Source organism: Pseudomonas viridiflava, assembly GCF_900184295.1.
Lineage (GTDB): Bacteria > Pseudomonadota > Gammaproteobacteria > Pseudomonadales > Pseudomonadaceae > Aquipseudomonas > Aquipseudomonas viridiflava.
Genome location: NZ_LT855380.1, coordinates 1958727 through 1982895, shown reverse-complemented (window position 1 = coordinate 1982895; position 24169 = coordinate 1958727). Strand labels below are relative to the sequence as shown.

Genomic DNA, 24169 nt, shown 5'->3' with positions numbered 1-24169 from the left:
GCTCATTACAGCTGAGCCAGCACAGGCGTGGTGACACTGACGTCGGCGTTCTGACCGCGATGGCGCAACAGATGGTCCAGCAGCACGATGGCCATCATGGCTTCGGCAATCGGCGTGGCACGAATTCCGACGCAAGGGTCATGACGGCCTTTGGTGATGACGTCTGCGGCGTTGCCATCGACATCGATGGAGCGGCCCGGCGTGGTAATGCTCGATGTCGGCTTGAGCGCCAGATGCGCGATGATCGGCTGGCCGGAAGAAATCCCACCCAGAATGCCGCCTGCCTGATTGGACAGAAAACCTTCCGGCGTCATCTCGTCACGGTGCTCGGTGCCACGTTGGGCAACGCAGTCGAAGCCTGCGCCGATTTCTACGCCCTTGACGGCGTTGATGCTCATCAGCGCATGGGCCAGTTCGGCGTCCAGACGGTCGAAAATCGGTTCGCCCAGACCCGGCATGACGCCTTCGGCGACGACAGTGATTTTCGCGCCAACCGAATCCTGGTCGCGACGCAACTGGTCCATATAGGTCTCCAGCTCCGGCACCTTGTCAGGATCGGGACAGAAAAATGCGTTCTGCTCGACCGAATCCCAGGTCTTGAACGGAATCTGGATCGGACCCAGCTGGCTCATGTAGCCGCGAATGACAATACCCTGGGTCGCCAGGTATTTCTTGGCGATGGCACCTGCGGCGACACGCATGGCCGTTTCACGCGCCGAGCTGCGACCGCCGCCACGGTAGTCGCGCACGCCATACTTGTGGTGATAGGTGTAATCGGCATGCGCGGGCCGGAACAGGTCCTTGATGTTCGAATAATCCTTGGACTTCTGATCGGTGTTGCGGATCAGCAGGCCGATGGACGCGCCGGTGGTCTTGCCTTCGAACACTCCGGAAAGAATCTCGACCTCGTCAGCTTCCTGGCGCTGCGTGGTGTGCCGGCTGGTGCCCGGCTTGCGGCGATCCAGGTCGCGCTGCAGGTCCTGCAGGTCCAGCTCCAGACCGGGCGGGCAGCCGTCGACGATAGCGACCAGCGCCGGGCCATGGCTTTCGCCGGCGGTGGTGACAGTGAACAGCTTGCCGAAAGTGTTGCCGGACATGCGGGCGCTCCGAAAAATCAGCCAAAAAACCAGATCATTGAATCAAGCGCGCCAGTATACGCAGGCTCGACGTACAGTTCATCCTCGAACCTTCCGTTACGGCGTGCGTCCAAGCGAGACCCTGCCCTATGATGGCCTTGCGATGTTATCTGGTAATTCTTCGATGAAAGCTTCAAACATGCTGCGCCTGCTGGTCCTGCCGATGACATTGCTGCTCATCCTGTTTGCCGCAACGGCCAGCGCAGCCACCCCCAATGTCGTGCAACGCCCCATGAACGTGGACACCGGAAACGGCAAGCTTTACGGCACGCTGCTGATGCCGCGCGCAGACAGGCCGGTGCCTGTGGTGCTGATCATTGCGGGTTCCGGCCCCACCGACCGGGATGGCAACAACCCTGAAGGCGGACGCAACGACAGCATGAAGCGTCTGGCGGTCTTCCTCGCAACCCACGGCATCGCCAGCGTGCGTTATGACAAACGTGGTGTGGCGGCGAGCAAGGCCGTCACGCCGGACGAGCGCGACCTGAGCGTCGAGCGCTACGTGGCCGACGTGCAATTGTGGGTCAGAGCGATCCGCGCCAACCCGCGCCTCGGTCAGCTGATTCTGCTGGGTCATAGCGAAGGCGCATTGGTGGCAGCCCTTGCCGCCGACAAAGCTGGCGCTGCCGCAGTGATATCGGTTGCCGGCACCGGTCGCCCGGTGGATCAAGTACTGCGCGAGCAGTTTCAGGAACGCCTGCCTCCCGAGTTGCTGCAACGTAGCAACCAGCTGCTGGACGAGTTGAAGGCAGGCAAGACCGATGACAAGGTCCCGCAGGAACTCGAGGTGGTGTTCAGGCCGAGCGTGCAGCCTTATCTGATCTCGCTGTTTCGGCAGGACCCTACTGCCGCCTTCGGCTCGCTGACCATGCCTGCGTTGATCGTTCAAGGCCGCAACGACATTCAGGTGGGCGTGGGCGATGCGTTGCTGCTTCAGAAAGCCAAACCGGATGCCGAACTGGCGCTGATCGATGGTATGAATCACGTCTTGCGCATTGTTCCTGACAATCTGGAGCAACAGTTGCTGTCCTATCGCAATCCCACCCAACCGTTGGCCAAGCAGGTCACGGCCCGCATTCTGCGCTTCATCCAGGCCTTGCCGCCGGCCTGAGGGAAGATTTGACGCCAGTAATCTGCAAACCCGCCGTTTTGCCCTTCAGTCTGGGCAAAGACTGCCGATAGCGGATTGCTGGCTTTGTGTTTGCTGCACAAAGCCATGGACAGGACCGCCTCCATGACTGATACCGCCATGACCGAAACCGTTGCTGCACCCGACAGCGCAGAAGCCGCTGCACCCGCACCGCCCCAACCGTGGGAAGACGTGGTGCCTGAGAATTTTCAGATGCTGCGCCTGTCGCCGTTGCCGACCGACCGCGCCACGGGTGGACGACCGCTGCGTTTCGTTCAGTTTGGACGCGCCGAGCGTCACAGCAAGGAACTGAGCCTGTTGCGCATCAGCATTCAGTTGCCAGGTCAGCGTGTGCGCAAGGAACAGAACAATCTGGATATCTGGGTGGACCATCAAAAACGCCTGGTGCGTTTCGGCCCCGAGTCCGGCTTGCAGATCGAACCGTGGAACCGCGGTATCGGGCGCTTCCTGATTGCGCACGGCGTGCACTGGGCACAACGCAAATGGTCTTCGTACAAGATCGAGAGTGTCGCGCTGGCGAGCAAAGACGGCCTCAACGAGGACACGCGCCTGCGTCGCGACCACTTTCTGCGCACGCTGGGTTTCGAGGTGGTTTACGCCGATGCCCAGCACATGAAAGGCAGCATCAAGGACGTGCACGTCGGCAATCTGCACAGCACCTGGAACAACGACAAGGTGCAGATCATCGAGATTCTTGAAGCCTCGCACATGCTCGAGAAAGCCGAGAAAAACCTGCTGGAGCAGGAAGTCACTATCCGTCAGCACGAAGACCGGGTCAGCAAGTACAAGCGCGAAGACAGCAGCCTGCGCTTCACGATTGCCTGTCTGGTGACATTCGCAGTATTCCAGGCGGGCCTGCTGATCTGGATCGCGACCCACCGTTGATCTGGCGGCACACACAGTGCCGCCACTCGGGATTTACACCCTCGACTGGAACAGCGCCTGATGCGCGACGCACTGCTCGGCGGTCAGCATGAACACACCGTGCCCGCCGCGCTGGAAGTCCAGCCAGGCGAAATCGACTTCCGGGTAAAGCGTCTCGACATGCACCTGGCTGTTGCCCACCTCAACGATCAGCAGACCTTTCTCGGTCAGGTGATCCGCCGCCTCGGCGAGCATGCGACGCACCAGATTCAATCCATCACTGCCACAGGCCAGCGCCAGTTCCGGCTCGTGCTGGTATTCGTCCGGCATGTCGGCAAAATCCTCGGCATCGACATACGGCGGGTTGGAAACGATCAGGTCGAAGCGCTGCCCGGGCAGACCTTCGAAGCCATCGCCCTGCACGGTGTAGACGCGGTCTTCCATACCGTGACGCTCGATGTTCTGGTTGGCCACTTCAAGCGCGTCGTATGACAGATCGGCCAAGGCGACTTCGGCGTCCTTGAACTCGTCGGCACATGCGATACCGATACAGCCCGATCCGGTACACAAGTCAAGAATGCGGGTCGGCTCGCTCGCCAGCCAAGGCGCAAAACGGTCTTCGATCAGTTCGGCAATCGGCGAACGTGGAATCAGCACGCGGTCATCGACGATGAACGACATGCCACAGAACCAGGCCTCGCCCAGCAGATAAGGCGTCGGGATACGTTCGTTGATGCGGCGCTTGATCAGGCCCTGCAGTTCGGAGATCTCATCGACCTCCAGGCGGCAATCCAGGTAGCTGTCGGCAATTTCCCAGGGCAGGTGCAGCGCGCCCAGCACCAGTTGCCGCGCTTCGTCCCAGGCGTTGTCGGTGCCATGACCGAAAAATACATCTTCCTCATGAAACCGGCTGACGGCCCAACGGATGTGGTCGCGCACGGTACGCAAGCGGGAAGTGATCATGGACAGACTCCTTGAGAAAACGACAGGCCACTTGAAAAGGCCGGGGGCGGGACGAGGCAATGCGCCTGATCTCTGAGCGGCGCGGGCAGGCCTGGAAGTTTCGCCCATTCGCGACCCGCCATCAAGGCAAACCGCCAGCTACGCAGCCATCCAAATGCCCTGCAGGCCATAAAAACCGTGACTTGCAACAGTGACCATTCCCATAACCCTTCAGCCAGAGGACAATGTCGCAAAAGCCCCATTCAAAAGGAGCCCTCGAATGCCTTCCATCAAGACCATGTTTCAACTCAGCGGCCGTGTTCATGCGCCGGCCAGCCTGAGCAATGCCACGTTGATTATCATCGACGCGCAGAAAGAATACCTCAGCGGTCCGTTGGCGCTTACCGGGGTCGACGAAGCCCTGGCCAATATCGGTCAGTTGGTTGCCAAGGCCCGCGCCGTCAAGTGCCCGATCGTGCATGTCCGCCACCTCGGAACCGTAGGCGGCCTGTTCGACCCACAGGGCGAGCGCGGCCAACTGGTCCCGGAACTGCTGCCTCAGGCCGACGAGCATCTGGTTGAAAAGCGCCTGCCCAACGCCTTCAACGGCACCGGACTGCACGAATTGCTGCAGAGCCTGGGTCACCTGGATCTGGTAGTCTGCGGCTTCATGAGCCACTCGAGCATCAGCACCACCGTTCGCGCCACCAAGGATTACGGCTATCGCTGCACGCTGGTCGATGATGCCTGCGCGACCCGCGACCTGCCGAGCCCACACGGTGTGGTCAGCGCTCAGGTCGTGCACCGCACCGAGATGGCGATCATGGCCGACAACTTTGCCACGCTGGCACTGACCAAAGACCTGATCTGAGCCCTGCCCCTGTGGACAGGCTGTGTGAGCCTCTTCACCTAACCGCCCATCCCTTATTGCCCTCCTTTGCGTCCGGAACGGGAACCCAGGTCCGCCTGTTCTGGTCAGAGCGCCGATAAACACTGAGGAAACCGGAATGAAGATATCCGATGGTTTCGACGCCCGCAGGCTGCGTCCCAAAGGGCGAAGCAACTGGCGGACGCGAATCGGCAAGACGATTGCCTTCGTGTTTCTGGTCTCCGGTGTGGCGCTGGCCCTGACCGGAGGCTCCAGCCTGATCGTGCATCCCCAGGCACTGGGCGATCTGAACGCCAATCCCGCAGGTGCCGCAGTGGTTGCCGTGGCCGGTTTGCTGGTGCTTTTGCTGGGTATGTGGCTGTGGCGCAGAAGCGGTCGCGGGCCGCGCAGTTCCGGCGGATTGAGCATGTCAGCCCATCTGATGAAAAAACACGACTGAGCGCTTCGTCTTCCCGGTTAAACTAGCCCCCTTCGCGGAGGCCCCATGCAAGACGACGATTTTTCCCTGTTCAGAAGCGAGACGCGTGGCGTCAAGCCCATCAAGCACGAACATGCCGATGTCGGCAAACCCAAGACTGACCGCAAATTACTGGCGCGCCTGCGTCAGTCTGCGACCGTGCGCACCGATGCGGTGACGATTGATGGTCTGTCGGACCAGTTCGTGATCGATGTCGGCCCCGAAGACGTTCTGAGCTGGTCGCGCGACGGGGTTCAGGAAGGCCAGATGCGCAAACTCAAATTGGGGCAGATCAGCTTCGAAGGCACACTGGATCTGCACGGAATGAACGTCGAACTGGCCCGGGAAACCCTGTGGGAATTTCTGGCCGAAGCCACAAAACTCGAAATCCGCTGCGTGCGCGTCACCCACGGCAAGGCCGTACGACTGGACGGCAAGCGCCCGATGATCAAAAGCCACGTCAACACCTGGCTGCGTCAGCATTCGCAGGTACTGGGCTTCTGCTCATGTTTGGCCAAGCATGGTGGCGCGGGTGCGGTTTACGTGATGCTCAAGCGTACGATGATGGAGGGGCGCGACGAGTAGCCGGACGCTCCTCTAGCGGGAACGACTGTTCTCTGTCGCCTTCCCGCCCTGATAAACCTCGGCGAAGATATCCGTAATTGATCGCAATGGCGTGCGCGCTTTCAAGACTTTCACCTGCTTGCTCAGGCGCGTGAGTTCTTCGGTGGGTTTGGCCCATTGAGCTTGCGGCAGTGGTTCAGACCAGGACCGCATGGCCTCCGGCAACGCCCTGCGGCCCACTTTCGCGATTCGGCGAACTTCCCATTCAACCAGTCGATTGGGCAGTGTCCAGAACGTCATGACGTGGAACAGGTACCAGAAAAAACCGTACACCCAGCCCTTTTCCTTCTCACGAATCATCCGATGCAACCTGGCTCGCGCGTTGCGAAAGGTGTGCACACCTTCATGGCGGGGATCATCAGGTCCCTGCAGGTCCATCGGGTCCTGAATGCTTTTAAGATCGTGAACTTCATACTCCATGAAGGCGCGGACAGCTTCCCAGTGAGCGATCGCCAACGGTAGGCCTGCACACATAAACTCGACACTTACCTGCTGACCTGCCTGCTGGTAGCCCATCCCCATGGCGTACTGGCGATGCACGCCATATTGCGTCGCGCCCTGTGCCTGAACCACCCAGGCGGATAGAGATTCCCAGGGCACGAACGTGGGGGATTCTGCACCAGTGGGCATAAAGCAGACTTCACGGCGCTGGCGATTGAAGCGCGTCGGGATGACTTTGGTGTACTTGTTATGGTTGTGGATCCAGACGACTAGACAAATACTCAAACCAAGCAAAAACATGCAGATGGCAGGTCCCACCACAGCTAAGAAAACATCTTTTACAAAATCGAGCACTTCGGTCGTTTCAAAACCGCTAGGTAAAAGCATCAGAGCGGCTACTAGCGGTATGCCCGCCACCATTAAAAACGCCGCAGTAAATGGACCGCCCAACGTCACCTGCCATGAAAACACCTGAGGCTTTCCGCCACCAAAATCCAGATACGTATCGTTAAGATCGCTCACATAGGGGCTGTGTGGCAGTGCATCGGTGGGCAGCGGCAAGGGTGCCAGGTAAATGGTTTGCCCGGAGGGAAAACGCTCGACGTCTCCGGCACGGTAAAGTGTCGGGGCGGCGGGGTCAGTCGTGACGATATCGGCAGTATCAAGCATGCGGGGCAGTTTCCAGCATCAGAGGCTCTAACGGAAGCAGGTGCGCCTGCTTGACAGGCAAAACTTTGTCGGCCAAGAAAGGCAGGCTCATTACTTGAACCGCGCTTAACGATAATTACATTAAAAGCATATACATCAAAGAATAATGGAGATACAGGCACACAATGTGTTTGTCTCCCCTCTTATCGATCAACTATCGCCGCTGTTTTTGACCGCTTTTTGTATTCTGACAAACCTCGGCGAAGATATCTGTAATTGATCGCAATGGCGTGCGTGCTTTCAAGACTTTCACCTCCTTGCTCAGGCGCATGAGTTCTTCGCTGGGTTTGGCCCATTGAGCTTGCGGCAGTGGTTCAGACCAGGACCGCATGGCCTCCGGCAACGTCCTGCGGCCCACTTTTTCGATTCGGCGAACTTCCCATTCAACGAGTCGATTGGGCAGCGTCCAGAACGTCATGACGTGGAACAGGTACCAGAAAAAACCGTACACCCAGCCCTTTTCCTTCTCGCGAATCATCCGATGCAACCTGGCTCGCGCGTTGCGAAAGGTGTGCAGACCTTCATGGCAGGGATCATCAGGTCCCTGCAGGTCCATCGGGTCCTGAATGCGTTTGAGATCGTGAACTTCATACTCCATGAAGGCGCGGACAGCTTCCCAGTGAGCGATCGCCAACGATAGGCCTGCACACATAAACTCGACACTTACCTGCTGACCGTCCTGCTGGTAGCCCATCCCCATGGCGTACTGACGATGCACGCCATATTGCGTCGCGCCCTGTGCCTGAACCACCCAGGCGGAGAGTGATTCCCAAGGCACGAACGTGGGAGATTCTGCACCGGTGGGCATAAAGCAGACTTCACGGCGCTGGCGATTGAAACGCGTCGGGATGACTTTAGTGTACTTGTTATGGTTGTGGATCCAGACGACTAGACCAATTCCCAGACCGAATAAAAACATGAATATTGCTGGTCCTATAGACTCCATGAAAATGCCTTGCATTACCTCTCGAATATTAGTCCACTCGTAGCCGAAGATTGCGCCAAAAACCCCAATAATGATCGGACTACCTAACAATATTAAAAGCACAGTGGTAAATGGACCGCCTAACGTGACTTGCCATAAAAAAACCTGTGGCTTTCCACCCCCAAAATCCAGATAAGTATCGTTGAGATCGCTCACGTGGGGGCTGTGTGGCAGTGCATCCGTAGGCAGCGGCAAGGGTGCCAGGTAAATGGTTTGCCCGGAGGGAAAATGCGCGATGTCTCCGGCGCGGTAAAGTGTCGGGGCGGCGGGATCAGTCGTGTTGATATCAGCAGTATCAGGCATGCGGGGCAGTTTCCAGCATCAGAGGCTCTGACGGAAGCAGGTGCGCCTGCTTGACAGGCAAAACCTTGTCGGCCAAGAAAGGCAGGCTCATTACTTGAACCGCGCTTAACGATAATTACATTAAAAGCATATACATCAAAGAATAATGGAGATACAGGCACACAATGTGTTTGTCTCCCCTCTTATCGATCAACTATCGCCGCTGTTTTTGACCGCTTTTTGTATTCTGACAAACCTCGGCGAAGATATCTGTAATTGATCGCAATGGCGTGCGTGCTTTCAAGACTTTCACCTCCTTGCTCAGGCGCATGAGTTCTTCGCTGGGTTTGGCCCATTGAGCTTGCGGCAGTGGTTCAGACCAGGACCGCATGGCCTCCGGCAACGTCCTGCGGCCCACTTTTTCGATTCGGCGAACTTCCCATTCAACGAGTCGATTGGGCAGCGTCCAGAACGTCATGACGTGGAACAGGTACCAGAAAAAACCGTACACCCAGCCCTTTTCCTTCTCACGAATCATCCGATGTAACCTGGCTCGCGCGTTGCGAAAGGTGTGCACACCTTCATGGCGGGGATCATCAGGTCCCTGCAGGTCCATCGGGTCCTGAATGCTTTTAAGATCGTGAACTTCATACTCCATGAAGGCGCGGACAGCTTCCCAGTGAGCGATCGCCAACGGTAGGCCTGCACACATAAACTCGACACTTACCTGCTGACCTGCCTGCTGGTAGCCCATCCCCATGGCGTACTGGCGATGCACGCCATATTGCGTCGCGCCCTGTGCCTGAACCACCCAGGCGGACAGTGACTCCCAGGGCACGAACGTGGGGGATTCTGCACCAGTGGGCATAAAGCAGACTTCACGGCGCTGGCGATTGAAACGCGTCGGGATGACTTTGGTGTACTTGTTATGGTTGTGGATCCAGACGAACAGACCAATGCTCAGACTAAATAGAAATATGCAGATGGTTGGCTCTAATGCAGCTGTAAAAACGCCTTGCATTGCATCGTTGATGTCAGAACCGCCGTAGCCAAAGCTCACGCCCAAAAGAGCGATGATGATCGGGCCACCCAGTAGCATGAAAATCGCAGCCGTAAATGGGCCGCCCAACGTCACTTGCCATGAAAACACCTGAGGTTTCCCACCCCCAAAATCCAGATAAGTATCATTGAGATCGCTCACATGGGGGCTGTGTGGGATTGCATCAGTGGGCAGCGGCAAGGGTGCGAGGTAAATGGTTTGCCCAGAGGGAAAACGCTCTACGTCTCCGGCACGGTGCGGCGTTGTGGTAGCGGGATCGGTCATACTGACATCAACGGTATTAGACATGCGAAGTAGTTTCCAGTGTCTGAGGCTCTACCGGGAGCAAAGGTGCCTGATGGACAGGCTGGGCCTGGTCAACCGAGGGAAAGGCACCTGAGCCCTTCGGATCTAGACGGATATAGTGGATTCGCTGTTGAGGCTGGCCATTGGAGCCCATACTTTGAACGGCCACCACCAACATCAGTTCCTCACCGGCCTTACCGACAATACGCTCATCGCTCTCTGAGTAATTTATACAGAGGACCACCTGATCGCCCTCATTTCTACGCAGCCCCGCAACGACCGGCTCGCTAAGAATTTCCCAACGCTCTGTGGTCAGTGCCCGATCAATGAGAATTTTGTTGATGCGGTAAGCTCCGATTTTCAACTGATGACTAGGCTGACCAGCTAACGGAGCCTGGAACGCCGTCATGTCGAGACCGGGTAAAACCAGATGTATGTCACCGATTTTGGCGCTCAGGAACAGGTTTTTCCACCATGAGTCGTATTCGACACGACCAACCTGCACGGAAGGTGCCTGCGTTATCGCCACAAGTGAAAGTTGGTATTCAGCGAGACTGAGAGATTTGCGTTTGCTCGCGTCTTTCCCCCACGGTGTGGTTTGTAGCCATTGGTCATGCGCGCTGGTGTTGTAGTAGTTGTAAATGTAGTTCCCTCCCAGCTCCAACGCAGTAAACAGGGCTCCAACAAGATTGGCACGAAAGAACACGCTCGATAATCGAGCGCCTGACGCGGCCCATGCAGCGGCTCTGACGGCTCCTTGTTCAGCAGCGATTACTGTGTATGTTGCACGGGCGGTGCTGCCCAGCCCGTATGCATTGCTAGCCAACAATCCCCCTGAACCCGCCATTGACATGGTAGCCCCGGCCTGAGCCCCATCATTTCCGCTACGTACAGCCTGCTCCCAACTGCTCTGGTAACCTTTGAAGCTGGCACCGGCAGCGTATATACCCAACACGTAGGTCATAGACCCCAAACCGATATGCAACTTGCCCATCTGAACTTGTAAATGACCTAACGAATGATTCTGCAACCCTTGCACAAGAAGTGAACTGCGGGCTGTCAGCGCTGTATCAAATATGCCTTGAGCAGCAGCGAACCCTGCCGCACCAGTAGCCGCCAATGCGTTTGTAAACGGTATCCAGGTTCTCTGATCTTTATTTTTGCCAAATGCTTCTTTAGCTACCTGGAGCAAATTCACCGCCTGCACAACAAACAACAATAACGCCGCCCCATCCCCCATCAGGTTTTGCTTCGGTGCGGCTTTTACGCCGTCTCGGAAATTTCTCATCAAGCCTGATATCTCTTGATGATTCGCTGGCGGGAAAACAACGGTAATCCCGGCACGTACAGGCGTTGCCCCATACAGCCGTGCGCTGTTGTCAGGCAGCTCGCCTATAGGGCTGAGTCCCCCTGCCAGACGGGCCTCACTGGCCATCAGCTGCTTTCGGGCGACCACTATTTCAGCCTGGAGCTGTTGAGCTTTTGGCGATTTGTGACCCGCCGTGCGCTTTACCTGATTTCGCTCTTGATTGAGTTTGCGTAAATGCCCCTGCTCTTCGAGCACGTCCTGAAGCGCACGCTTGAGCGCGGCCTTCTCGGCGTCTGACGCCAGGGTAAAGGTCACGCCCTCACGCTTCGCGGCATCCAGGATACGGATCGGCAAGGCGTTGGGTAAATGGCGGAAAAGCGTATCCAGATCAGGTATCGTCTGCCCCTTCAGCACCTGATCAAAGTCTGCCAGCATTTTTTCCATGCCGCGATTAAGCGCCGGAGTCATGGTCTGCTGTGCAGCGTCCGCCACCGCTCGCGTATCTTCCGGGAGCTCATCGAGGGCCGGCAAACGATGCTCCTCAATCTTTTTAAGGGTCTTCAGGTATTCAGGCACGTTGTTGAACAACGTGATACCCGCTGCCTGTGCGAAACCGTACTGAACCCAGACCGCCGTCTGCTCACTGTAGGGTAACGCGTAAAACATGGGGCGACTGAACTGCGGTGCTTCCTCCAGATACTTGAAGATCGCATCGCAGGCTTCATCGCTGCGGCAGATATCTTTCATGCACCCATATTCTGTCGCAAACGCCTGGCCAACCTGTTCTGTATTTTGAGGATCGAAATACCAGACATTTTTATGAAAACGACCGGCGCAAATCATGTCAGCTCTATCGGCGGTAATGCTGTCGAGTAGCCTGTTCCAACGCTTGATTGATCCCCTGTGCTCGAACAAGGCGTTATCCATCGCCTCACGGTCAATCAGGTCGTTAATACCGCGTTGCCCCATCCTGGCGCCATTGAGCACGTCCTTTATCCGGCGATTTTGCTCCTTGCCGAGTTTAAGCAGCGCGTCGAAGTGCTTGTTGACAAAGTCTTGAGGACATCCCTTGAAATGCTCACGGGTGTAGTAAATACGGTCAGCGTCCTCAATCCCCTGAGTGTCTATGTGTTGGCCTGCCATAGGGCCGCCGTACATTGCCATCTGCAACGCATGATCCAATGCCTGCTGTTGCAAATCGGCAAGCTCCGGCGGGACTGGACTTCCTTTGGGCGGGGTCATCAAACCGCCCTTGTTGAGGTATTCAAGCATCGCTTGCCGCGTGGTGCCCTGCTCAGGCTGTCGCATTCCTTTCAGATCGCCGAGCATCTGCTTGATGGCCGGATCATCACTGGCATCGGCCAGTCCGCCGATATCCTCCTGAGTAAGTTGAGTCAACGATTCGATATAGCAGGCAAGCAGGTAATCACGTTCGTTCGCGCGCTCTTGCGGTCCACCTTTTGCCCACGTATCAATCCAGTCGGCTACCTGATCCTGGTAATTGGCGAGATCTCGAAGGACGCCAATACTGTCCTCTACCACAAGATACAAGACATCCTGCTGGTACTCTGCCTCAATACAACTGCTCAACGGGGTCATTGACGTTTCGCGGAAGCGTTCGGGCTTCTCCCACAAATAGGGAATGCGTTCATGTTCAGGAGAGACGTAAACAGTGACTGAAGGAAGAAATGTCGCTTTTTCCTCAGGTTCATTACGTTTCCTCCGTTCAGCGTTTTCAGCGTCCTCGCGAGCCTTAGCCGCAGCTCTGTCGCGTTCAATCTGCTCGCTTTGCACACGAGCAGTCGCAACTTCTGCCAGCCAGCGCTCGGCCAGAGCAGGCGTCAACAAACTCGGACCGCCGGTTTCACAATTGGCCCGGTTCAAATCAACAGCCTGCATAAAAAACATACGCTCTGACTTGCTCTTGAGCACCTGACGACACTTCTTTGCCGTCCACTGAACCTCGGAATAGTTAACGTAAAGAATGCTGCGTTTCGAGTACACCAACACAGGCTTTTCAATCGGGCTCTGGCGTTTGTCGCTGCTGACGTCAGGACCCTGCGACAGCCTTGCGCTGACCAGACCATCAATGACTCGATACTCCGACAGCTCATCATTCTGACTGTCGATCACGTAGAGCCATCCATCACGCAGAAGACGGATCCCCAAAGGACGCGTGCCAAGTTTGTAAGGAACAGGTATTTCACCCGATGGGTCAAGAGCAGTGCCGTTCACCAGCCCATAACGCAAAGGCACCAGTTGAATCTTACCCTTCATCAGCGGGCATGAGCCTGTAGAGCTTCTGGCATCCTCGCGACTCACGCTGACGTTGTTAGGATTTTTTCCTGAGGTGGCGGGCGTGCTCATCCGTGGCTCCCTTGCAGGCTTTCAGCCCTTTCCCTGGCGATACTGGCGACATGCTCAATCCGTTGAGTAGGAGAAAGCGTTGACGGCGTTTCAAGCAACGTATCGAGGTCTGGATGCTCGGTCATGGCATGAGGTCCGAGAAATCCGTGGATGTTGGCGTAGAGCGTGATTTCCAGTTCGCTGCCGAACCCTCGCTCATAAGCATTCGAGGCAAGCGTATAGAGATATTTCCAGCGATCCAGAGCGTCAAGGTGCACTTGGAACGCTGGGAAATATTCCCGCATATGCCGGTCAAGACGGATGACCACCGACCTGAAATTCACCTCGTCCAGCAATGTGACTTGTGATTCGCTCAACCGATACGGTTCGACGTGAGAGGTCACGGGAGCTTTAGCGGGACGGCGGTGGTTGTGCCAGCACCTCAGCGCCGCATCGGCAGTCAGAACGTGCGAGCAAGGCCCGAACAATGTGGCGTCTCCCCGTTGCATGCTCTGGTCCAGCAAGGCGTGCGCCACCGCCGGATCCGCGAGGCGAAGGAGCACCTGTTGGCCCTGGGGATGAGTCACACAGATCAACCAGCGAAAGTGATCCAGAACGGTTTGCCAAGGCTGATCGCTGAAGACGAGGTAACCCCACTCTTCGTCGGCGTGCGCCAGAAACTGCTGACAGATCGGATCACGCTCGCTGTTCAGGCGGACCAGGCACGGCGAGATATCGGTCAACCCTGACCAACGCGTCCCCAGATAAAGAGGCTGGTAATCCGGCGCCTCGGACCATGTGTATAACTGCTGAGGCAACTTGTCGACGCTGACTCCATCCAGCAGCAGTGCGACGGTTCCCCGCCAAGGTAGATCACGAGGCAAATGCTCGCTCAGCGGCCGTTCAATTCCGTGCATTTGATGTCTCCAGTCTGGCCTTTTCACAGATGGCGCAGATCGGCTTCCTCTGCATCAATGCCTGTCGTTGTGCGGGCACCAATACCTGCCCCGCCTCATCAGCATCGGCCTGCTGCAACGGGCCGGGCTTCAGCGGGGCGGCCGGTGTGCCGCTGCCGGGACTGCCGCCGGTATTGACGTTGATCACCGGACCGCTCAGGGTGACGCCGCTGGCGTCGATCTTGATGAAGCTGCCACCGACCTTCAGGGTCAGTTCTTTGCCCGCTTCGATCACCATCTTCATGCCAGCGCTCAGATGGATTTCCTGGCCAGCGTCGAGAAACTGGCCTGTGCCGATCTTCACGTGCTGATTGACCGCCACGGTCAGGTGATCGTCGGCACGGGCTTCGACCTTGCGGTCGGCGTAGACAGTGTGGTGTTCCTCGGCCTTGAATTCGCTGTAACTGTTCTGCTCGACGGTGTCGTGGCGCTCGTTGCCGACGCGGATCTTCTGGTCGTGCTCGACGTTCTCGTCCCAGTCGCGCTGGGCGTGCAGGTAGATCTGCTCCTGCCCCTTGCGGTCCTCGATGCGCAGCTCGTTATAACCGCCGCCGCCCGGTGAGCTGAGGGTCTTGAACGTACTGCGGGTCTTGTTTGCCGGCAGGTCGTACGGAACGACATTTTCCTTGTGGTACAGGCAGCCAGTGATCAGCGGCTGATCGGGGTCGCCTTCCAGGAAGGTCACCAGCACTTCCATGCCAATGCGCGGAATGGCGATGCCACCGTACATCGCGCCAGCCCAAGCGGATGAGACCCGCAGCCAGCAACTGGTCTTGTCGTCGGCCTGGCCTTCGCGATCCCAATGGAACTGTACTTTGACGCGGCCGTACTGATCGCAGTGAATCTCTTCGCCCTGTGGACCTGTGACCACGGCGCTCTGGCTGCCGAGAATGCGTGGCTTGGGATGGTCCAGCGGCGGCCGGTTCGGCACGTCCCACGGGGTGGCCTGGAAACGGTTGCGGTAGCCCTGATGGAAGTCATCCTTCAGGTCAGTGGTGTCGCTGGTGACCGACTCTTCCAGCACTTGCGGCTGTTTGCCTTCGTGCAGGATTTCGGTGAGCAGCCACAGGTCGTTCCATTTGGCCTTGGGGTGTTGGGTCATGGCCAGGAAATGGCCACTGACCAGTAACGGCTGATCGCTCTTGCCTTCGACCAACTGGTAGTCGCTGCGATGACGCTCCAGTGCTCGCTTGGCGAGGTGCTTGCCGCGGTCACGGTCGACAAAGCGGCCGGGGTAGTCGTAATCCTCGAGGTCAGGCAGTGCGTCGCCACGGTTTTCGCTTTCCAGCGTCATGCGCGGCTTTTCGAAATCGTAGTCGCGACGGGTCGTGCGGCTGGTGCGGGTCTCCAGGCGCAGGTCGAAACGCTTGATCACCGGGTCGCTGGCGACCATGCCGGAGTCCTGCTGATAAGCCACGGGCGCCAGTTTCGGGAACACCGTCTGGTCATCGCCGAACACCAGCGTGTGACCGGTGGTGCTGTGCTGGAAGTGGTAATGGATACCTTCTTCCTCACACAGGCGCTGGACGAAGTGCAGGTCCGATTCATCGTACTGAACGCAGTAAATGCGCTCCGGGTACGTTGCCCCGACCTTGAACTGGTAGGCGTTGCTCTGAATGCCATGTTCTTCGAGGACCTGGCCGATGATTTTCGGCACGCTCAGGTTCTGGAAGATGCGCTGGTTAATGCGGTGCGCCAGGTACGCCAACTGTGGGCGCAGGGTCACGGCGTAGCGGGTCAGCCGCTTGCCGGAATCGCCTTGGGCGGCGCGGTAGATCTGGCCGTGAATGCCGCTGCCGTCAGGCGAAAGCTGCAGAAAGGCCGGTTTGTGCAGCAACGTTTCGAGGTCCAGGGACGGTTGCTCACTGACCAGCTCTACCTCGAAGGCGAATGGCTGGCTGATGGCTTCTTTACCGGTGAGGGCAAGCACCTGAAAAACACTGGTAAAGCCTTCCACGGTCAGGCTGAAATGAGTCTGGTTGGCCGGTGCGAACATTCCATGTTCCTCGTGCAATATCGCAGCGCGCCTCAAAGCCCGATAAACGGTCCTGAGCGCGCTGAACTCTGAAAGCGTGCAAACGACATCGACCAGCAGAGCTGGCCGATGCTTGAAGCGGTCGGCGCGACTTAGCCGGCGACCGGGGAACGCCAGTCATCGGAACCCGAAGTACCGGATACTTCGTGGGTCCAGGTGATTTTGCGGTAGGTGAACTCTACATCTTCCAGGTGAGTGAAGTGCGCGTTCGCCGGGTCCTGGCAGTTATGCATGTAGTCCTTGATGTCGACGATGATCGCGTCTTCGAGTTTGGTGGTGAAGTAGTGTTCCTGGGTGCCGGCAGCCGAAGTGCGGTACCACTGAATGGTGATCTCGGTCAGGCGCTCCCCCGACGTCAGTGCTGCCAGCAGCAGTGGCGAGGACTTGTCGAACACCTTGGTGATCTTGACTGGCTTGTGAACGCGCTGACCGGTTGGCTGGCCGGACTGTGGGTCACGCGGGATGATGACTTCGTGGCTGAAACCCTGAACCATGACCTGGTCTTCGTGACCTTCCTGGTAGGTGTTGCCGACCGAATCAGCGGTGAAGGCACCGGCAGTGATCAGGCCTTGTTTGGTGCCGGTGATGGACATATACGCTGGCGTAGCCATAGAGGTGCTCCTTGCTGAACAAATAGGGGACCCGAGGAGCAAGATCGCTCCTGTGGCGCCTTAGAGCCATCAAGCTTTGTGCCAGACTTTTTAAAAGCTTTTAAAATCAGTTAGTTAATATAAAAATATAGGAATTAGGCTATTGCTTCGTAGGAATTATGATTAGAAGTGCGCAAGAAGTTGCGCACCGGTGTGCAAGAAGTTGCGCAATTAGCTACAGCTCCCCCACCACATAGCCTGCAGCGATTAGAAGGCAGGATTTGGCCGAAAGCGTGAGCAACTTCTTGCGCATAATAGCAAAAGGGCATCAACACCCAGATCCTGGCTGAATACCGGTCTGGACACGCAGGCAGATTCACCGAACAGAAACGGAGTAAAACTGAACAGTGATATGAAAACGGAAGGCGGTCTGAAGCCAACCGCGCTCCCCTTGACCTCAGCGACCGCCATCAGGACCAAAACCCGGACCCGGACCTCCACCACCGCCAGGCCCCTGATGGTGACCGCCGCCCCCATGCCCGCCAGGACCGGGCCAGAACGGCCAGCAGCCCGACATTGACGACAACACGATGGCGAACACTGCCATTTTTACCATTCGACTCAACATCCCGGACTCACTCTTTCAACGGACAGTATTTGAAAACCTGTCCATCAGACCGCGTCCACCGGGGAAAATGGGTAGTCAGTGCGTTGCCATCGAGTAAGCAAACCGATACAAAACGCCGTTTTGCAGCCCCGCCGTGCACCTGTCCCTGCGCGTAAGTTACTATATGTGACTTGGCGAAGGCGTCATGCCTTCGCGTTTATCGAACCCACACGGAAACACAGTCCTGTGACACTGGAACAGAATTACACCGCCATCCTGGGGCAACTGGGCGAAGACGTCTCCCGCGAAGGCCTGCTCGACACACCGAAACGTGCCGCCAAGGCGATGCAGTACCTGTGCCGCGGTTACGCGCAGACCCTTGAAGAAGTGACCAACGAAGCGCTGTTCAGCTCTGACGCCAGCGAGATGGTCATGGTCAAGGACATAGAGCTGTATTCGCTGTGCGAGCATCACCTGCTGCCGTTCATTGGCAAGGCTCACGTCGCGTACATCCCGAATGGCAAGGTGCTTGGGCTGTCGAAAGTCGCACGCATCGTCGACATGTATGCTCGCCGCCTGCAGATCCAGGAAAACCTCAGCCGTCAGATCGCCGAGGCCATTCAGCAAGTCACTGGCGCACTCGGTGTTGCCGTGGTCATCGAAGCCCAGCACATGTGCATGATGATGCGCGGCGTCGAGAAGCAGAACTCTGCCATGATCACCTCGGTGATGCTTGGCGAGTTCCGTGAAAACGCAGCGACCCGCAGCGAATTTCTCAGCCTGATCAAGTGATCCCCGGCTCGCAGCCTCGCCTTTCGGCGCGGCTGCTGCTCCATATCCCCATCGCAAGAGGTTGTGATCGTGTTCATGAAAGCATTAAGGGTCGGTCTCGGCCAACTCGTCATCGGCATCGATTTCCTCACTCGCCCGAGCAAGAAGAAACGTGATCCGGCAGCGCAGGCCGCAGTGAATCAATCGGCTCAGGACCTGACGCTGTATCAGTTTCACGCCTGCCCTTTCTGCGTCAAAACCCGCCGCGCGCTGCGCCGCCTGAACGTCCCGGTCGCCCTGCGCGATGCGAAGAACAACGAGCTGGATCGCCAGACATTGCTCAACGAAGGCGGCAGAATCAAGGTGCCCTGCCTGCGCATCGAAGAAGGCGACAAAACGGTCTGGATGTACGAGTCCAACGTCATCATTGATTATCTGGACAAACGATTCGGCGCAGTCTGAATCCGCTGCCCGCGCCCCCTCAGCGCGGGCAACCTTCCTGCCGACAGGCAACGTAAGCCTTCAACTGCTTGACCCGTACTCGGGTCTGCTCTGCCAGACACCGGGTTTGCAGCAATGGCCAGATCGACCCTGAATCTTCACGCTTGCCCACCTGATACAGGCAGTCGGCATCACGCAGAGCGAGCCATTTGCGCTGAGCGTCCTTGAGCGCCTGTTTTTTTGCCGGACTTTTCAGCCAGTTCATCTGCGCGTTGTACTGCGTGTTCAGGTCGGCATCGAGTGCTGATAATTCCTTGGCTGCGCACTGGTTCATGCTCGCCTGACTGGCATCGCAGTCCTCGGCCTGGGCCGAACAGCCAACGCCCAGTGCCATCAGGGCGGCCAGGACAGTTATAGCGAAACGCATGGAATATTCCTTTTCTCGGTATGTCAGGTAGCTGTTGTGGTGAACAGGCCGGCTCCCGCAGCTGCAATCAATCCAGCATTCCCACGTACCCTGGCTGGTCTTTGACTCGATCCAGCCATTTGCGGATGCCGGAATAAGGCGCCAGATCAAAGCCGCCCTGATGCGCCACATGGGTGTAAGCATAGAGCGCGATGTCGGCAATGGAAAAATGCTCGCCCACCAGAAACGGCGTACGATCCAGTTGCTGCTCCATAACAGCCAACGCGCGATAGCCGGACTTCTGCATGGCGCGGTACTCGACCATGCGCTCTGCGGGCAGGCCCAGATAGAACTGGATGAAGCGCGCAACCGCCACCGAAGGCTCGTGACTGTACTGCTCGAAGAACTGCCACTGCAGGACCTGCGTGCGCAAGCGTGGCTCGGTCGGCAGATAAGCGGTGCCGTCGGCCAGGAAATTGAGAATTGCGTTGGACTCCCACAGGCATGTGCCGTCTTCCAGTTCCAGAACCGGAATCTTGCCGTTGGGATTCTTCTCCAGAAAGGCTGGCGTCTGGGTTTCGCCGTTGAGGATATCGACCGGCACCCACTCGTACTGAATATTCAGCAGGTTGAGCATCAGCTTGATCTTGTAGCAGTTGCCCGAGTTGTAATCACCGTAAACCTTGTACATCGCCCTGCCCCTTCTGTGACCGAAGTCCCTGCTGATCGAATCGATTCAGGCTGCCTTGAGATTCTGTGCTGCGCGCACGACAGATGCCAGTCGTTTCACACCTTCATCCAGCCGGGCCGGATCAATGTGGCTGAAGTTGAGTCGCAGATGACCGTGATTGGCGTCAGGGTCGGCAAAGAACGGTTCGCCGGGCATGAAGGCGACGTCCTGCGCCAGCGCGGCGTCCAGCAACGTGCGCGTATCCAGCGGCTGACGCAGGGTCAGCCAAAAGAACAGGCCACCTTGCGGGCTGTTCCACTCGGCCAGATCACTGAAATGATCCTGCAGCGCCTGCTCGAACGCGTCCCGTCGGCTGCGATAGAACTCACGCAGCGTTGTCAGGTGCTCACGATAGTGTTCGGTGCCGATCCACTGCAAGGCCTGCCACTGTCCGAGGCGATTGGTGTGCAGATCGGCCGACTGCTTGAGGCGCAGCAGGTGCGGGAACAGATCGGGACTGGCGATCAGATACCCCACGCGCAGACCGGGCAGCAGGGTCTTGGAGACCGTTCCGGTGTAGATCCAGCTGGACGTCTTCAAACGGCTGACGATGGGCCTGGCGCTGCCGCCGTCGAAACTCAGCTCGCGGTAGGGTTCGTCCTCGATCAGGGTCACGCCGAACTCGTCGAGCAGTGCCGCTACCGCTTCGCGACTGGCTTCGCTGTAGCGCACGGCGGAGGGGTTCTGAAAGGTCGGGATCAGATAAGCGAAGGCAGGTGTGTGCTGTTCCAGACGCTGGCGCATGGCAGCGAGGTCAGGGCCATCGGCCTGCAAAGGCACCGTGAGGCAATTCGCGCCAAACAGCTGAAAGATCTGCAGCGCGGCCAGATAAGTCGGCGCTTCCAGCAGGATTTCCGTGCCCTTGTCGATGTACAGCTTGGCAGCAAGGTCCAGCGTCTGTTGCGAACCGCTGACCACCAGTATCTGGCTGGCGTCGCACTGGATACCCAACGCCCGGGCTTCGGCAGCCAATACCTCGCGCAGCGCCGGCTCACCCTCACTCATGCCGTATTGGCCGAGAGTGACAGGCATTTGCGCCCACTCGACCTTGGGCAGCATGGACTCGGCAGGCAGGCCACCGGCAAAGGACATGACTTCCGGACGCTGGGCAGCGGCAAGAATCTCGCGGATCAGAGAACTTTTGAGACGGGAAACGCGTTCGGAGAATGGCATGACAATATCCCTGGCAGAGCCCAATGCAAATGAGTCAAACTTGTTGACTCAAATTACGCCGCGCCACCCGGATACGTCAATATGCTTGACCTTAAAAATTCCGCCAATCAGCAGCGTGCCATGGAAGCCTTTTTCTTCGGCTACCAGGCTTTCACTGCCAAGGCCGACGAAATGCTGGACAAGCGCGGCTTCAGTCGCGTCCATCAGCGCATCGTGTTTTTCATCGCGCGCTATCCCGACCTCAGCGTCAAGGAGTTGCTGACGGTACTCGGCGTCAGCAAGCAGGCCCTCAACGCCCCGCTGCGGCAACTGATCGCCATGAATCTGGTGCACAGCGAGGCGCCCGACACCGATAAGCGCAAGCGACTGCTCGGGCTGACTGAAGAAGGCGTCAGGTTTGAACAGGCGCTGCGTCGCGAGCAGGTCAAACTGCTGCAACGCGTTTTCGCCGACGCGGGGCAGGCAGCCGTGGATGGCTGGATGGCCGTCAACGAAGCGCTTGGCCAGACGCTGCAGTCCAGCGCTCGACCCGCCGATTCGGACGCCGACTGATCAGGTTACCTGCTCACCGAAAATAACTGTTCCGGCAATTGCTCATGCCGCTGTATCGCACGCCTGCAAGGCGATCCGTATAGGCTGTGCGCCTTTTTGCTGCCTGCCGTTCAAGGAAGACCCTGCATGAATTCTCACCTGAAGCTGCCTTTGCGCCCTTTGGCAGACTCATCGCCCTCCGCTGTTGTAGCGGGCTTCATCGCCATGATGACCGGCTGCACCAGTTCGCTGGTGCTGATGTTTCAGGCAGGCCAGGCAGCGGGGCTGACCAGCGTGCAGATTTCCTCATGGCTGTGGGCCTTGTTCATGGGCATGGCGGTATGCAGCATCGGTCTGTCACTGCGTTATCGCGCGCCAATCACCGTGGCCTGGTCAACGCCCGGGGCCGCGCTGTTGATCACCAGTCTGGGCGGGGTGACGTATCCGCAAGCGATCGGCGCGTTCATCACGTGTGCCATTCTGGTTACGCTGTGCGGACTGACCGGCAGCTTCGAACGCATGGTCAAACGCCTGCCCGCCTCGCTTGCTGCAGCCTTGTTGGCGGGCATTCTGTTCAGGATCGGCAGCGAGATTTTTATCGCGGTGCAGCATCGTACCGGCCTGGTGTTGGGTATGTTTTTGACCTATCTGGTGATCAAGCGTATATCGCCGCGCTATTCGGTGCTGGCGGCACTGTTGGTCGGGGTGGTGCTGTCAGCGCTGCTGGGACTGCTCAATTTCGATGGTCTGGCGATGGAAGTGGCTCTGCCCGTCTGGACGACACCTGAGTTTTCACTGGCGGCGACCATCAGCATCGGTATTCCGTTGTTCGTGGTGGCCATGACGTCACAGAACATGCCGGGGATTGCGGTGCTGCGAGCCGACGGCTATCAGACGCCCGCCTCGCCGTTGATCTCCGTGACCGGTATTGCTTCGCTGCTGACCGCGCCCTTCGGCGCCCATGGCGTCAACCTGGCGGCCATCAGCGCAGCGATCTGCACCGGCCCACACGCGCATGAAGACAAGGACAAGCGTTACACCGCAGCGATCTGGTGCGGCATTTTCTACGCAGTGGCGGGTGTGTTCGGCGCGACGCTGGCCGCGCTCTTCAGCGCCTTTCCCAAAGAGCTGGTGCTGTCGATTGCGGCGCTGGCGCTGTTCGGCTCGATCATCAACGGCCTGACTGTCGCCATGGCCGAGCCCGGCGAACGAGAACCAGCGTTGATCACCTTCATGGTGACCGCATCCGGGCTGACGCTGTTTTCCATCGGTTCAGCGTTCTGGGGCATTGTGGCGGGTGTGTTGACGCTGCTGATTCTAAATCCGCGCCGGGCAGCTTGAAGCGGGTTTACTCACGAGCAGCTGCCGCGACCAGCAACGTACCTGCATCTGCGTCCAGCACGGCCTGTGTTCCCAGCGGTACGGCCTGATTGGCATCGCCGTGCCCTACGGGCAGTCCGCCCAGCACAGGGATACCCAGACTGTTCAGGCGCTCTGCCAATACATGGGCCGGACTGATCGTGCCACCGGTGTTGGGGGCAGGACTGAACTCACCCAGCGCGATACCTGCCAGACGCTCAAGAATGCCGCAGTTGCCAAGATGCGTGAGCATCCGATCGACCCGATACGCGGGCTCGTTCACTTCTTCAAGCAACAGAATCGCGCCAGTCAGCTCAGGCATGAACGGCGTACCGACCGAGGTGCTCAACATGCAAAGGTTGCCGCCCAGCAGCACACCCTGCGCCGTTCCGCCGGTACGTACACTGGCGTTTGGCGCTGCGGGGTCAGACTTGAGCAGAACCGGCTCGGTGCTCATCAATACGTGGCGCATACCGCTGGCAAATAGCCCGCCGCGCTCCAGCTGGGTCGCGACCGGACCGTGAATGCTCGCCAGACGCGCGTGGTTCCAGAGCGCGCCGTGCAAGGCGGTGATGTCGGAGAAACCGGTGACCAGTTTCGGATCGCGGCGAACGGCGTCCATGTCCACCTGCCGGACGATCCGCTGCATGCCGTAGCCACCACGGTTGCAGATCACGGCTCTGATTTCAGGGTCGGCCAGCGCGGCGTTGAGATCGGCGAGACGTTCTTCGTCAGTGCCTGAATAGAACGAATGTTTGCCCAGGGCATGAGGATAGACACGCGGGCGCAGCCCCCAACTCTTGAGAACCTCGACCGCCGATTCGATCTTGCGCGCGTCCACGGGTCCGGCCGGAGACACCAGTGCGACGGCGTCGCCTGCACGCAGAACCGTGGGGTGAAGGGTGTTTGAGTTTACCGAGGACATGCCAGTGATCCGTACTTCAATGAACGGCCAATGTAGAGCACTCGCCTGGCCTACTCAAGGCGCAGCCTCGCACTCTGCGACAGCCATGTGTATCAATTTGAACGCAGCCGCCCACAGGGACTCCTATCAACCATATGGATCAGGCGGCATTCGCTCAACGACCGCCG

The 24169-nt window shown here is 58.1% G+C and carries 22 protein-coding genes; 9 read left to right on the top strand and 13 right to left on the bottom strand.

What is annotated here, in order from left to right; genetic code table 11:
* Nucleotides 1–5: 5 nt before the first annotated feature.
* Entirely contained in the window at nucleotides 6–1097 is a 1092-nt protein-coding gene (gene aroC, locus CFBP1590_RS09385) for a chorismate synthase (protein WP_025995264.1), read from the bottom strand.
* Between the two features lie 142 nt (nucleotides 1098–1239).
* Here aroC and CFBP1590_RS09380 point away from each other — a divergent pair, with 142 nt between their 5' ends.
* Together CFBP1590_RS09380 and CFBP1590_RS09375 are read left to right on the top strand one after the other, a co-directional pair.
* On the top strand, nucleotides 1240–2247 hold the full coding sequence (locus tag CFBP1590_RS09380) for an alpha/beta hydrolase (RefSeq protein ID WP_088234899.1): 1008 nt from the start codon (nucleotides 1240–1242) through the stop codon (nucleotides 2245–2247).
* A 123-nt stretch (nucleotides 2248–2370) separates the two neighbouring features.
* Nucleotides 2371–3171 carry a hypothetical protein gene (locus tag CFBP1590_RS09375; protein WP_080922486.1) on the top strand — a complete coding sequence of 267 codons (801 nt, stop codon included), beginning with the start codon at nucleotides 2371–2373 and terminating at the stop codon, nucleotides 3169–3171.
* Between the two features lie 33 nt (nucleotides 3172–3204).
* On the opposite strand, the gene prmB is transcribed toward CFBP1590_RS09375, so the two are convergent.
* Complete coding sequence (gene prmB / locus CFBP1590_RS09370) at nucleotides 3205–4113, bottom strand: 50S ribosomal protein L3 N(5)-glutamine methyltransferase (protein ID WP_088234898.1); 909 nt, start codon at nucleotides 4111–4113, stop codon at nucleotides 3205–3207.
* 259 nt (nucleotides 4114–4372) lie between these two features.
* On the opposite strand from prmB, the gene CFBP1590_RS09365 reads away from it, so the two are divergent.
* The 3 genes from CFBP1590_RS09365 (at nucleotide 4373) to CFBP1590_RS09355 (ending at nucleotide 6023) form a co-directional block, all read left to right on the top strand.
* The gene (locus tag CFBP1590_RS09365; RefSeq protein WP_029242943.1) at nucleotides 4373–4963 is read left to right on the top strand and encodes a cysteine hydrolase family protein; all 591 of its coding nucleotides are present in this window, start codon (nucleotides 4373–4375) and stop codon (nucleotides 4961–4963) included.
* A gap of 136 nt (nucleotides 4964–5099) precedes the next feature.
* Entirely contained in the window at nucleotides 5100–5420 is a 321-nt protein-coding gene (locus CFBP1590_RS09360) for a hypothetical protein (protein ID WP_004880906.1), read from the top strand.
* 45 nt (nucleotides 5421–5465) lie between these two features.
* Complete coding sequence (locus tag CFBP1590_RS09355) at nucleotides 5466–6023, top strand: Smr/MutS family protein (protein ID WP_025995260.1); 558 nt, start codon at nucleotides 5466–5468, stop codon at nucleotides 6021–6023.
* A 12-nt stretch (nucleotides 6024–6035) separates the two neighbouring features.
* On the opposite strand, the gene CFBP1590_RS09350 is transcribed toward CFBP1590_RS09355, so the two are convergent.
* From CFBP1590_RS09350 to CFBP1590_RS09320, 7 genes are all read right to left on the bottom strand, one after another.
* Nucleotides 6036–7172 carry a hypothetical protein gene (locus CFBP1590_RS09350; RefSeq protein WP_163022421.1) on the bottom strand — a complete coding sequence of 379 codons (1137 nt, stop codon included), beginning with the start codon at nucleotides 7170–7172 and terminating at the stop codon, nucleotides 6036–6038.
* Between the two features lie 193 nt (nucleotides 7173–7365).
* A complete protein-coding gene (locus tag CFBP1590_RS09345) occupies nucleotides 7366–8499 on the bottom strand; it encodes a hypothetical protein (protein WP_088234897.1) in 1134 nt (377 codons plus the stop codon).
* A gap of 193 nt (nucleotides 8500–8692) precedes the next feature.
* Complete coding sequence (locus tag CFBP1590_RS09340) at nucleotides 8693–9826, bottom strand: hypothetical protein (protein ID WP_088234896.1); 1134 nt, start codon at nucleotides 9824–9826, stop codon at nucleotides 8693–8695.
* Nucleotides 9819–13499, bottom strand: coding sequence for a toxin VasX (locus CFBP1590_RS09335; RefSeq protein WP_145958172.1), 3681 nt, complete (start codon nucleotides 13497–13499; stop codon nucleotides 9819–9821). Before CFBP1590_RS09335 ends, CFBP1590_RS09340 begins: the two co-directional genes overlap by 8 nt.
* On the bottom strand, nucleotides 13496–14395 hold the full coding sequence (locus CFBP1590_RS09330) for a DUF4123 domain-containing protein (RefSeq protein WP_088234894.1): 900 nt from the start codon (nucleotides 14393–14395) through the stop codon (nucleotides 13496–13498). The genes CFBP1590_RS09335 and CFBP1590_RS09330 overlap by 4 nt, the downstream gene beginning before the upstream one ends.
* Nucleotides 14382–16430: a type VI secretion system Vgr family protein gene (locus CFBP1590_RS09325; protein ID WP_088234893.1), complete on the bottom strand. Its 2049-nt coding sequence runs from the start codon at nucleotides 16428–16430 to the stop codon at nucleotides 14382–14384. The genes CFBP1590_RS09330 and CFBP1590_RS09325 overlap by 14 nt, the downstream gene beginning before the upstream one ends.
* 131 nt (nucleotides 16431–16561) lie before the next feature.
* A complete protein-coding gene (locus CFBP1590_RS09320) occupies nucleotides 16562–17080 on the bottom strand; it encodes an Hcp family type VI secretion system effector (protein WP_004882969.1) in 519 nt (172 codons plus the stop codon).
* An 832-nt stretch (nucleotides 17081–17912) separates the two neighbouring features.
* Between CFBP1590_RS09320 and folE the strand changes: the two genes are divergently transcribed.
* A complete protein-coding gene (gene folE, locus CFBP1590_RS09310) occupies nucleotides 17913–18458 on the top strand; it encodes a GTP cyclohydrolase I FolE (RefSeq protein WP_004880900.1) in 546 nt (181 codons plus the stop codon).
* 69 nt (nucleotides 18459–18527) lie between these two features.
* Nucleotides 18528–18899, top strand: a complete 372-nt coding sequence (locus tag CFBP1590_RS09305) for a glutaredoxin family protein (RefSeq protein ID WP_163001136.1) — start codon at nucleotides 18528–18530, stop codon at nucleotides 18897–18899.
* A 19-nt stretch (nucleotides 18900–18918) separates the two neighbouring features.
* Here CFBP1590_RS09305 and CFBP1590_RS09300 read toward each other — a convergent pair whose 3' ends face one another.
* From CFBP1590_RS09300 to CFBP1590_RS09290, 3 genes are all read right to left on the bottom strand, one after another.
* A complete protein-coding gene (locus CFBP1590_RS09300) occupies nucleotides 18919–19305 on the bottom strand; it encodes a lysozyme inhibitor LprI family protein (RefSeq protein WP_088234892.1) in 387 nt (128 codons plus the stop codon).
* 67 nt (nucleotides 19306–19372) lie between these two features.
* Nucleotides 19373–19975 carry a glutathione S-transferase family protein gene (locus CFBP1590_RS09295; RefSeq protein ID WP_004880895.1) on the bottom strand — a complete coding sequence of 201 codons (603 nt, stop codon included), beginning with the start codon at nucleotides 19973–19975 and terminating at the stop codon, nucleotides 19373–19375.
* 45 nt (nucleotides 19976–20020) lie between these two features.
* The gene (locus tag CFBP1590_RS09290; protein WP_088234891.1) at nucleotides 20021–21187 is read right to left on the bottom strand and encodes an aminotransferase-like domain-containing protein; all 1167 of its coding nucleotides are present in this window, start codon (nucleotides 21185–21187) and stop codon (nucleotides 20021–20023) included.
* An 81-nt stretch (nucleotides 21188–21268) separates the two neighbouring features.
* On the opposite strand from CFBP1590_RS09290, the gene CFBP1590_RS09285 reads away from it, so the two are divergent.
* Both CFBP1590_RS09285 and CFBP1590_RS09280 read left to right on the top strand, forming a co-directional pair.
* Entirely contained in the window at nucleotides 21269–21739 is a 471-nt protein-coding gene (locus CFBP1590_RS09285) for a MarR family winged helix-turn-helix transcriptional regulator (RefSeq protein WP_004880891.1), read from the top strand.
* 126 nt (nucleotides 21740–21865) lie between these two features.
* Nucleotides 21866–23059 (top strand): benzoate/H(+) symporter BenE family transporter, encoded by a 1194-nt coding sequence (locus tag CFBP1590_RS09280; protein WP_088234890.1) that lies wholly within the window; start codon nucleotides 21866–21868, stop codon nucleotides 23057–23059.
* Between the two features lie 7 nt (nucleotides 23060–23066).
* Here the strand turns inward: CFBP1590_RS09280 and CFBP1590_RS09275 are convergent, their stop codons facing one another.
* A complete protein-coding gene (locus tag CFBP1590_RS09275; protein WP_088234889.1) occupies nucleotides 23067–24002 on the bottom strand; it encodes a S66 peptidase family protein in 936 nt (311 codons plus the stop codon).
* Nucleotides 24003–24169: the final 167 nt, after the last annotated feature.

Excerpts from the sequence above, each read along its gene's own strand:
- CFBP1590_RS09280 (WP_088234890.1), top strand. The coding sequence starts at position 21,866 with ATGAATTCTCACCTGAAGCTGCCTTTGCGCCCTTTGGCAGACTCATCG.
- CFBP1590_RS09375 (WP_080922486.1), top strand. The coding sequence starts at position 2,371 with ATGACTGATACCGCCATGACCGAAACCGTTGCTGCACCCGACAGCGCA.
- CFBP1590_RS09380 (WP_088234899.1), top strand. The coding sequence starts at position 1,240 with ATGTTATCTGGTAATTCTTCGATGAAAGCTTCAAACATGCTGCGCCTG.
- aroC (WP_025995264.1), bottom strand. The coding sequence starts at position 1,097 with ATGTCCGGCAACACTTTCGGCAAGCTGTTCACTGTCACCACCGCCGGC.
- CFBP1590_RS09290 (WP_088234891.1), bottom strand. The coding sequence starts at position 21,187 with ATGCCATTCTCCGAACGCGTTTCCCGTCTCAAAAGTTCTCTGATCCGC.
- CFBP1590_RS09360 (WP_004880906.1), top strand. The coding sequence starts at position 5,100 with ATGAAGATATCCGATGGTTTCGACGCCCGCAGGCTGCGTCCCAAAGGG.
- CFBP1590_RS09365 (WP_029242943.1), top strand. The coding sequence starts at position 4,373 with ATGCCTTCCATCAAGACCATGTTTCAACTCAGCGGCCGTGTTCATGCG.
- CFBP1590_RS09345 (WP_088234897.1), bottom strand. The coding sequence starts at position 8,499 with ATGCCTGATACTGCTGATATCAACACGACTGATCCCGCCGCCCCGACA.
- CFBP1590_RS09330 (WP_088234894.1), bottom strand. The coding sequence starts at position 14,395 with ATGCACGGAATTGAACGGCCGCTGAGCGAGCATTTGCCTCGTGATCTA.
- CFBP1590_RS09300 (WP_088234892.1), bottom strand. The coding sequence starts at position 19,305 with ATGCGTTTCGCTATAACTGTCCTGGCCGCCCTGATGGCACTGGGCGTT.
- CFBP1590_RS09295 (WP_004880895.1), bottom strand. The coding sequence starts at position 19,975 with ATGTACAAGGTTTACGGTGATTACAACTCGGGCAACTGCTACAAGATC.
- CFBP1590_RS09320 (WP_004882969.1), bottom strand. The coding sequence starts at position 17,080 with ATGGCTACGCCAGCGTATATGTCCATCACCGGCACCAAACAAGGCCTG.
- CFBP1590_RS09275 (WP_088234889.1), bottom strand. The coding sequence starts at position 24,002 with ATGTCCTCGGTAAACTCAAACACCCTTCACCCCACGGTTCTGCGTGCA.
- CFBP1590_RS09285 (WP_004880891.1), top strand. The coding sequence starts at position 21,269 with ATGCTTGACCTTAAAAATTCCGCCAATCAGCAGCGTGCCATGGAAGCC.
- CFBP1590_RS09355 (WP_025995260.1), top strand. The coding sequence starts at position 5,466 with ATGCAAGACGACGATTTTTCCCTGTTCAGAAGCGAGACGCGTGGCGTC.
- CFBP1590_RS09340 (WP_088234896.1), bottom strand. The coding sequence starts at position 9,826 with ATGTCTAATACCGTTGATGTCAGTATGACCGATCCCGCTACCACAACG.
- CFBP1590_RS09335 (WP_145958172.1), bottom strand. The coding sequence starts at position 13,499 with ATGAGCACGCCCGCCACCTCAGGAAAAAATCCTAACAACGTCAGCGTG.
- CFBP1590_RS09350 (WP_163022421.1), bottom strand. The coding sequence starts at position 7,172 with ATGCTTGATACTGCCGATATCGTCACGACTGACCCCGCCGCCCCGACA.
- prmB (WP_088234898.1), bottom strand. The coding sequence starts at position 4,113 with ATGATCACTTCCCGCTTGCGTACCGTGCGCGACCACATCCGTTGGGCC.
- CFBP1590_RS09325 (WP_088234893.1), bottom strand. The coding sequence starts at position 16,430 with ATGTTCGCACCGGCCAACCAGACTCATTTCAGCCTGACCGTGGAAGGC.